Genomic DNA, 8,705 nt, shown 5'->3' with positions numbered 1-8,705 from the left:
GACTCGCCGCGATCCCTTTGCAGGGGGTGAGCCTTTGTGGGGGAGGGGRWTTTATCCCCCGATGGGGTCGCGAAGCGGCCCCCAGACCCGGCAAACCGGATTATTTTGATACACCAAGGTGTCTGATTTCAGGGCAGCTTCGCCGCCCATCGGGGATAAATCCCCTCGCCACAGGGATTCCCTGGGGTTATTTCTTCATGATGGCGGTGAAGAGGTCGGATTCGAGGAAGCGCTGTAGCCACGCCTGCAAGCGAACATAGGGCGTCTGCGCGAACCACTCGCGATCCACATGCGCAAACTGTCGAACGAACGGCAGCAACGCCACATCTGCCAGACTCAAGTGATCACTCAGCAAATAATCCCGACCTTCAAGCAACCCATCCAGCCGCTGCAGAAACACCGCCCCTTCGGCCCGATACACCTCCATTGGCTGCTCGGGATAGCGCTCGGCGTATTTGTAGCGGTTCAAATGCACTTTGAACACTTGATCATTGGCTTCGATCAATTCGGCAATTCGTGAATCGCCATCGAGCAGCCAATCGTCCGGATCATGCTGCGCCAACGCCCCAGCGCATGATCTCCAGGCTCTCGTCGATCACCCGGCCATCGGCCTCCAGCACCGGCACCGTGCCTTTGGGTGAAATCGCCAGCATCGCGGCCGGTTTGGCCTTGAGGCTGACTTCGACGATCTCCACCGCTACCCCCGAATAGCGCAGGGCCATTCGCGCGCGCATCGCGTAGGGGCAGCGGCGGAAGGAATACAGCGTGTTCATTTCACCTCCAGGGTGCTCAAGCCGTTGCCCTGGCGCTGCACCTGAATCTGCACCGGAATCCGCTCGTGCATTTCCTGCACGTGGGAAATCACCGCGACCTTGCGCCCCTGCGCCTGCAGGCCGTCGAGGGCATCCATGGCCAGTTGCAGCGATTCCGGATCGAGGCTGCCAAAGCCTTCGTCGATGAACAGCGATTCGATTTTCAGCGTGCTCGACGCCATCGAGGCCAGGCCCAGTGCGAGGGCCAGTGACACCAGAAAGGTCTCGCCGCCGGACAGCGAATGCACCGAGCGCAATTCATCGCCCATCTCGGTGTCCAGCACCAGCAGGCCGAGCATGCTGCCGCCGCGTTTCAGGCGATAGCGTTTGACCAGTTGGCGCAACTGCACGTTGGCGTGATGCACCAGCAGGTCGAGGTTGTAGGCCTGGGCGATCTTGCGGAAGGTGTCGCCGGTGGCCGAGCCGATCAACGCATTCAGGCGCGCCCAGCGCTGGTACTCGGCATAGGCGTCGGCGATCTGCTGTGCCAGCGCCTGATTGGCGTTCTGCCGGCGCTGATCTTCAGCTTGTTCTGCGCGCAATTCGGCGCACTGTTGCTCGCTCAGATTGAACTGGTTCTGCAGCTCGGCGAGGGCGCTGGCGAGTTGCTCGGCATCGAGATTGCCGTTGTGCTGCGCCCGATGATCGGCCAAGCGCTGATCGCGCTCCTGCAGCAGCACTCTGGCCTGTTCGATGGATTTTTCGTTGTGCTGCAAGCGCTGGCGCAGTTCACTGAGCTGTTTGTCATCGACGCGCAGCAGATCTTCCAGACCGCCGTCATCCAGTTCAGGATGGCGTGCGCGCCATTCGGCAATCTTCTGCGTCAGTTCGTCGTCTTCGCTTTGCAGTACCTGCAAGCGTTCCTGTTGCGCCTTGAGTTCGGCACTGATCTGCACCTGTTGCGTGCGCACGTTCTGCAGTTGTGCAGCGGTGCTGGTTTCGGCGTTGCGCGCCTGTTCCACGGCCTGTTCCAGCTGCTGCTGCCAATGCTCGGCGCTGCTGTGCTCGCCCAGCAGCTGCGCGAGTTTTTTCCTGACTGGCCTGTTGCTGTGCGGCCAGGGCGCTGAACTGCTGCTCGACGCTTTGCAGCTGCTGCAAGCGGCTGAGCTGGCGATCCTGTTCCTTCTCCAGCGTCTGCTGGCGCAGCTGCTGTTCGGCCAGTTCTTCCTTTTGCTGCTCGACTTGCGCCAGACGCTCAGCAATCTGCCGATCCAGTTGCATGAAGGTTGCCGCCGGTTCAACGCGCAGGGCTTCGAGGGTGTCGGCCGGCAACAGGCTGGCGAACGCGGTGAGCTCTTCGTCGAGACGCTGACGGTCGCTGCTCAGTTCGCGCTGTTGATTGCTCAGGTGCTGCGCCGCTTGCTGATGCGCGGTTTCGGCGTTGCGCAGTTGCTGGGTCAGGCGCGCCGCGTCCTGTTGCAGGGTGAGCAGGGCGCTCTGGCGTTGTTCGTCCTGAGTGATGCTCTGGTTCAACTGATCGTTCTGCCGAGTCAGCCAGGCATCGCGCTTGTCGGCGTCCTGATTGAGCAACTGAGGCGCCAGCGGATGCGCCTCCAGGCTCGGCGCCAATGCCTGCAACTGGACGGTCAATTGTTCCTGCTGTTGCAGCAGCTCTTTCTGCCGGGCGATCACGCCACCGACTTCAGCGCGCAACTCGGTGAGTTTTTCCTTGAGCTGATCCACCGCGTGCTGCGCGCTGGCCTGCTCGGATTCATCGTGCCGGCCGAGGCTTTGCAGCAGCGCTTCCGGCTGATGATACGGATGCTCGTGGCTGCCGCAGACCGGGCACGGCTGGTCGTCCTGCAACTGCGCGCGCAGCTCTTCGACACTGGCGCTGCGGGCCAGACGCTGGCGTTCGAGCAGTTCACGGGTGACGTTGAGGGTTTGTTCAGCGACAGTCAGTTCGGCCTTGGTTTTCACCCCGTCCTGGGTCAGGCGCTCGCGTTCCTGCTGTGCAACGAGCAGGCGCTGTTGCAGCTCGGCGCCGCGTTTTTCCAGCTCCTGCTGACTGGCCCAGAGCCGCGTCAGGTCTTCGATGGCGCGCAGTTGTTTGCGATTGTCCTGCAACAGCGTGCCGAGGATGCCGATCTGTTCGGCGACGGCATTCGGCTCGGCGCCGGCCTCCTTGAACAGCACTTCCAGTTGTTGTTTTTGCGCGGCCAGCGTCTCGGCGCTAAGCGCAGCGTTCTGTTCGAGGGACGCCAGTTCGGCCTGCCCCTTGTTCAGGCGATTGCCGATCAGCATCAGCTGTTGCAGGCGATCGCGGTAGGCATTCCATGCATCGCTGAGCGGCGCCAGACCCGCACTCTGTTCCAGCCCGGCGGCGATTTTCTGCAGGCGTTCAGCGACCTCGGCCTGTTTCGCCTGCAAGGCTTGAATCGCGCTCTGGCCTTGCGTGCAGGCTTGCTCGGCGGACTGGCGGGCCTCGGCGCTGAGGGCGGTGTCCTTGGCGAGGCGGGCAAGGGTGCTTTGCTCGTCGAAGGCCTGACGCAGCAGCGGGGCACTTTCGCTGTGCCGCTGCTGCGCTTCGCTCAGGGCGATGTTTGCCGCATTGAGCGCCTGTTCCAGTTGCGTCTGGCGCTCGTTGAGCTCGCCGTGTTGCTGGGTATGCGCGGCAATCTGTGCCGCCAGCGGCGTCAGTTGCGCATCCAGTTCAGTCTTGCGCGCGAACTGGTGGCGTTGCGGCGCGAGTTGCTCCAGGCGTGTCAGCTTCAGGCGCTCGCCAGCCAGACCTTCCCACTGCTGCTGCGCACTCTGCAGTTGTTCGGCGGCCGCTTGTTGCGCATCCTGCAACTGGCGCAAATCTTTGAGCCAGCTGTGTTGTTGCTCCAGTTGCTTGAGCTGCGCCTGCTGCAACTTCAGCTGTTGCTGGGCGGCGTTGAAGCGTTCGTCCAGCTCGGCCCGCGCCTCGGGCGTCAGCGGGGTTACGCCGGTGGCCTGATCCTGCAGCAACTTGTGTGCTTCGCGGGCCTCTTTGGTCTTGTCGAAGGCGCGGCGACCGAGGCGGGTGTAGAGCGCGGTGTCGGTGAGTTTCTCCAGCAGTTCGCTGCGGTCGTTGTCGTCGGCCTTGAGAAACGCGCTGAACTCGCTCTGGGCCAGCAGCACGGCACGGGTGAATTGTTCGAAGTTCAGGCCCAGCGCGGCTTCGAGTTGAGTCTTGTATTCGCCTTTCTGACTGGCGAGCAGTTGATCCTGATCGATGTCGCGCAGGCTCTGCCGGCTGGCCTGCAACTTGCCGCCGGCCTTTTCCCGGGCACGGTTGGCTTCCCAGCGCGCGCGATAACGCCGGCCATCGACGCCGACAAAATCCACTTCCGCGTAACCTTCACCGGTACCACGGCGCAGCAAGGTACGCGGGTCGCCGGTGGCGATTTCGCCGTCGGCATCCGGCACCTTGGCGTCGCGGCCAGTGTTGTTCAGCCGTGGCACGGCGCCAAACAGCGCCAGGCACAAGGCGTCGAGCAAGGTACTTTTACCGGCGCCGGTCGGCCCGGTGATCGCGAACAGACCGGCACTGGCCAGCGGTTCGGCGGTGAAATCAATCTCGAACGGCCCGGCCAGCGAGGCGAGGTTCTTCAAACGAATGGCGAGAATCTTCATGCTGCTCGCCCTCCAGTTGTACGTCCTGCAGCAGCTCGGCGAAGTCCTTGAGGGTTTGTTCATCGACCTCGTTGCCATAGTTGTCGAGCCAGGCACGGCTGAACAATTCCTGCGGGGTGAGCTGATCCAGCTCGACCAGCGCGCTGCCGTCGTCGCTGCCCTCGGCGCCACGGTTGCCGGCGTACTCAGCGGCGATCCGCACCAGGCGCACGGCTTTGCCTTGCAAGGCGTTTTCCACCTGATGGCGCAGATCCGGCTGCGGCTCGTCGAGGGTGACGCGCACTTCCAGCCATGGCTGACGCTGGGTTTCAGCGAGCAGATCGATATTCGGCAGGTCAGCCAGTTGCAGCAGAATCTCCGCCAGCGGCGCCGGGCCGATGCGTTGCAGGTTGACCGAGCGCGGGATCAGTTTCGGCTCGACGCTGACCAGGGTTTCGCCGTCGAGGGTGATGTCGAGAATCTGGTGTTGATAGCCGATCTCTGAAAACGACAGCGGAATCGGCGAGCCGCTGTAGCGAATGCGTTCTTCACCGTTGACCTTCTGCGGCTTGTGCAAGTGGCCGAGGGCAACGTAGCTGATGCTCGGCCCGAACAGGCTGGCGGGCAGCGCTTCGGCGTTACCGATGATCAGACTGCGCTCGGAGTCTTCCGAGACCGAGCCGCCGGCCATGTGCGCGTGGCTGATGGCGACCAGCGCCTGACCCGGCTGGCGCTTGGCATTCGCCGCTTCGATCAGCCATTCATGCACCTGTCCGATACCGCGCAGATAGTCGTCGCCCAGATGCGCACCGGTCACTTCCGCCGGACGCAGGAACGGCAGCGCCAGGCACCACGCGGCGATCTCGCCTTCAGCGTTCGGCAACGGCAGCAGCAAACGTTCGGCGTCGAGCTGGCCGTCATCCAGCCACAACACCCGCCCCAGCGCATGGGTGCGCAAACGACGCATCAACGGCGCCGGCAGCTCGATGCGTGAGCCGGAATCGTGGTTGCCGGCAATCATCACGATGGTCAGCAACGGCTGCTGCTCGTGAGCACTGACGATGAAATCGTAGAGGCGTTCCTGGGCTTTGACCGGCGGGTTGACCGTGTCAAAGATGTCCCCGGCTATCAGCAGCACATCCGGCTGCGCCAGTTGCAGTTGGCGCAGCAGCCATTCGAGAAAGCACGCGTGCTCGAAATCGCGCTCCTGGCCATGCAGGTTTTGCCCAAGGTGCCAGTCGGAGGTGTGGAACAGACGCAAGGTGGACTCCGCTACAGAAAAAGGTGATGGCCGCGGGGGGAAATGACGGGCGGCTAAAGAAGAGGGGAGTTTACAGATTATTGGGGAGTCAGGGCTTGTCTGGGTAAGTCGAGGCTGGGCATTTCGGTGATGCCAGAAAGCGGTTATCTGGTGTTTGGCCATTATATTGATATCATTTGCCGCGAGCGCAGTACGCTTTCCGGATTTTAGAAAACCCAACGGTTTCCGATGAGGCTGTGCTTCTAAAATGGCCATAAGGCAAAGCTTGAACAGAAAAAGGACGCTTCAGTCATGCCAAAATTTGCTTGTGTCTGCGGTCATGTAATGAACCTGTCTTTGGGTACGTCCGATTTCGAGTTGTCTTTAGTCGCCGAGCAGAAGATAGATGAAATTGGCTGTGCGCTATCAAATCGTTGGCTGTCTGAAGACGAGTTCTACGAAACAATAGACCAAGGGGCTTTGACGGTTTATTGGTGCCAGACGTGCGGGCGGCTGCATGTGGATAAGGGCGATGGGAAATTTACTTCCTATATAAAGGAAGTAAATGAGCAAGTCGGGCCTGGACAGTAAGTTCACCTTGCAGGCATGGCAAAAGATTCTTGAAGGCTGGAGTACTTTCTGGAATTGCCAAAGGGTTCTGATCAGATTGTACTAGTCAAATTGCCATAGAAACGCTGCTGCCTGGCGTGCTACCTGAAGAAGAGCACAGGCAGGCTGAGTTAGAAGTTTCTTGAGAACGTAGTTTTGTCCCCGTTCTTTCAGTCCGGAGGTTAAAGAGTGATCACTGAAGATATAAAAAACATCCAGGAAATTTTCCAGCTGGTTGAGGCTGGAATTGTTCGGGGTTATGACGCTTTTCGATTCAGCGTTGAATGGGGGGGTAACTACATGGAGTCAGACCTCGCCGTTGAAAAAAATGGCTCAGAAATCTGGGATGCTGAAACGGATTACAACCATTCGAAAATCTATGCGCTTGTAGAAAAATTACACGAGCATGCAGTCGCTCGCGGTGAGCCCTGGAAATCTTTCGTTCTCTCCTATCGCGAAGGCGAACAAGTGAAAACGAAATTCAACTATTGATTCCGAATGTCCTCAGCATTTTTTACCTAAAGCAAAATCAAGAGATCGCAGCCTGCGGCAGCTCCTACAGAGATATGTGTAGGAGCTGCGCAGGCTGCGATCTTTTGCTTTTTTACTTCGGATAAAGCGGCGGCAATCCGCTGTCACCCACCGGATCCTGCACCCGCTCCGCCGCCGGAATCGTGCGGATTGCCCGCCACAGATCTTCGCCTTGCCAATGCTGCCCCGTCTCGCTGTACAGCGCACCATTCAGCCCATCCAGCGCATCGGATAACGGCACAAACCGCGCCGCCATGTCCGCCAGGGTCTCCGGCTGCTGCCGCGCCCATGCATCCAGTGCCTGCCGCGTCGCTTGCGGATCATTCGCCTGGCACGCCCGCTTGATGTCGTCCAGCAAGGTGCGCGGGCTTGGGCCGGTCTGGGCGGCGCGATGCACCGCCGGTTGCCAGCGCGCACGCCACCACAGGCCGAAGCCGAGCAGGGTGGTACAGGCGAGGATCAGCGTGCTGAGCTTCCACCACCACAACACGTCGTTGTCGACGGCGTTGGCTTGCAGGGTGCCGGCCGGGGTGTCGACTTGCAGGCTCGGGTTGTTCGCCACCTGCAGGGTGCGCGCGGGCAGGCTGGTGTGTTCCAGATGATCTTCGAAGGTGTTCCACCAGACCACATCGACGGTGGGCAGCTCGATGCTGCCGCTGCGGCTGGGTACCAGCGCTTCGCGTTCTTCACGGCTGCCGATCAGGCCGGCGCTCGCCGCTCTGGTTGCTCAGCACCGGTTGATCCGGGTAACGGCGCAGGCCGTTGGCTTCGGTGCCGGGCAGGGCCGGGCAGCTGCGAGCTGGCCAGGCCTTCGACTTTCAGGGTCAGGCTGCGGGTCAGCGAGTCACCGACCTGAATGTGCTCCGGCTCCGGGTTCCAGCTTTCGCTCAGGCTCAGGCTGCGAGCGGGCAGCCACGGCGCATCGGCCGGATAGGTCAGCGGTTTCGGTTTGACCGTCAGGGCGATCTCGGCGGAATTGACCCGCAGCAATTTGCCCGGTTTCGGGCCTTGCGCGGTGGCGTCCTGGCTGGACTGGGTGTCGACCAGCGTGGCGCTGAACGTTTGCGGAGCGATGAGCAGCAAACCACTGTGCTGCGGGTAGATCGCATAGCGCATCTCGATCACGCCATGGCGCACGCCGTTGATGTCTTTCTCATAGGTACGCATGTCGCCCAGCTGTTCGATCCGCGCATCGGCGATTTGCAGCGGCGTCAGGCTGCTGTCGTCGTACAGCGACACTGAATGGTAGATGCGCAGGGTCAGGATCGCCTGGGCTTGCACGTAAACGCTGGACTGATCGAGCTGACCTCGATGAACACCGGGTTCGGGTTGTTTTTTTTCTGCGCGAGTATCGCTCTCGACCACTTGCACGGTGATCGGCTGGCTCTGCACGTCACCCAGTTGCAGCGGCGGAATGACCACGCTGCCGTTCTCTTTCGGCAGCAGGGTGATGATCCAGCGCGTGGTGGCGCGATTGTCACCATTGAGCGTGTTCAACTGGTTGACCTGACGCGTGCCGCGCACCTCGAACAACGGTTCCAGCGGGGTCAGGTCGGGTTTGCCGAACTGGGTGACATCGCTGGTTTCGAGGGTGAGCTCGACCGTCTCGCCGGAGTTCAGGCGACTGCGATCCACGCTGGCCGTCAACTCGGCCGCCTGAGCGGTGGCCGTGCAGAGCAGCAGGGGCAGCAAGAGGGCGCTGAAGCGGGTCATCGAGTTTTTTTCCTGATCCTGATGTTGTTGCTGTTCGTACCAGAATTTGCGTCGCAGCAGTTCGCCCGGGTCGTCCGGGATCTTGCCCAGCCATTGTTCCAGCGCCTGACGTTGCTCGCCTTCGAGGTTGTCCTCGCTCGGGCGCAGCGTCGGCACGGTGTCCGTTTCTTCCGTCTCGTCGATGCCCGGCACCTCGTTGGGGCCCGGTTGCGGCGGGGTGG

The 8,705-nt window shown here is 61.2% G+C and carries 3 protein-coding genes and 3 pseudogenes; 2 read left to right on the top strand and 4 right to left on the bottom strand.

Features of this window, described 5'->3' with window-relative positions; genetic code table 11:
* Positions 1-187 precede the first annotated feature (187 nt).
* The 3 genes and pseudogenes from HT737_RS03845 to HT737_RS03835 form a co-directional block, all read right to left on the bottom strand.
* Positions 188-773, bottom strand: a pseudogene (locus tag HT737_RS03845) (glutathione S-transferase).
* Positions 770-4,412, bottom strand: a pseudogene (locus HT737_RS03840) (AAA family ATPase). Before HT737_RS03840 ends, HT737_RS03845 begins: the two co-directional pseudogenes overlap by 4 nt.
* A complete protein-coding gene (locus HT737_RS03835; protein WP_374011132.1) occupies positions 4,351-5,652 on the bottom strand; it encodes an exonuclease SbcCD subunit D C-terminal domain-containing protein in 1,302 nt (433 codons plus the stop codon). Before HT737_RS03835 ends, HT737_RS03840 begins: the two are co-directional and overlap by 62 nt.
* A 291-nt stretch (positions 5,653-5,943) precedes the next feature.
* Here HT737_RS03835 and HT737_RS03830 point away from each other — a divergent pair, with 291 nt between their 5' ends.
* Complete coding sequence (locus HT737_RS03830) at positions 5,944-6,222, top strand: hypothetical protein (RefSeq protein ID WP_239777498.1); 279 nt, start codon at positions 5,944-5,946, stop codon at positions 6,220-6,222.
* A gap of 207 nt (positions 6,223-6,429) precedes the next feature.
* Entirely contained in the window at positions 6,430-6,732 is a 303-nt protein-coding gene (locus HT737_RS03825; RefSeq protein WP_182401501.1) for a hypothetical protein, read from the top strand.
* Positions 6,733-6,844: 112 nt separating this feature from the next.
* Here HT737_RS03825 and HT737_RS03820 read toward each other — a convergent pair.
* Positions 6,845-8,484 (bottom strand): annotated as a pseudogene (locus HT737_RS03820) (BatD family protein).
* Positions 8,485-8,705: the final 221 nt, after the last annotated feature.

This window comes from Pseudomonas sp. MD195_PC81_125, assembly GCF_014060985.1.
Classification (GTDB): Bacteria; Pseudomonadota; Gammaproteobacteria; order Pseudomonadales; family Pseudomonadaceae; genus Aquipseudomonas; species Aquipseudomonas parakoreensis.
Note: the sequence above shows the minus strand (reverse complement) of the source record. Positions and strands in the feature narration are given on the sequence as shown.

What these genes read in the sequence shown, in the direction of transcription:
- HT737_RS03830 (WP_239777498.1), top strand. Translation starts at nt 5,944, where the DNA reads ATGCCAAAATTTGCTTGTGTCTGCGGTCATGTAATGAACCTGTCTTTG.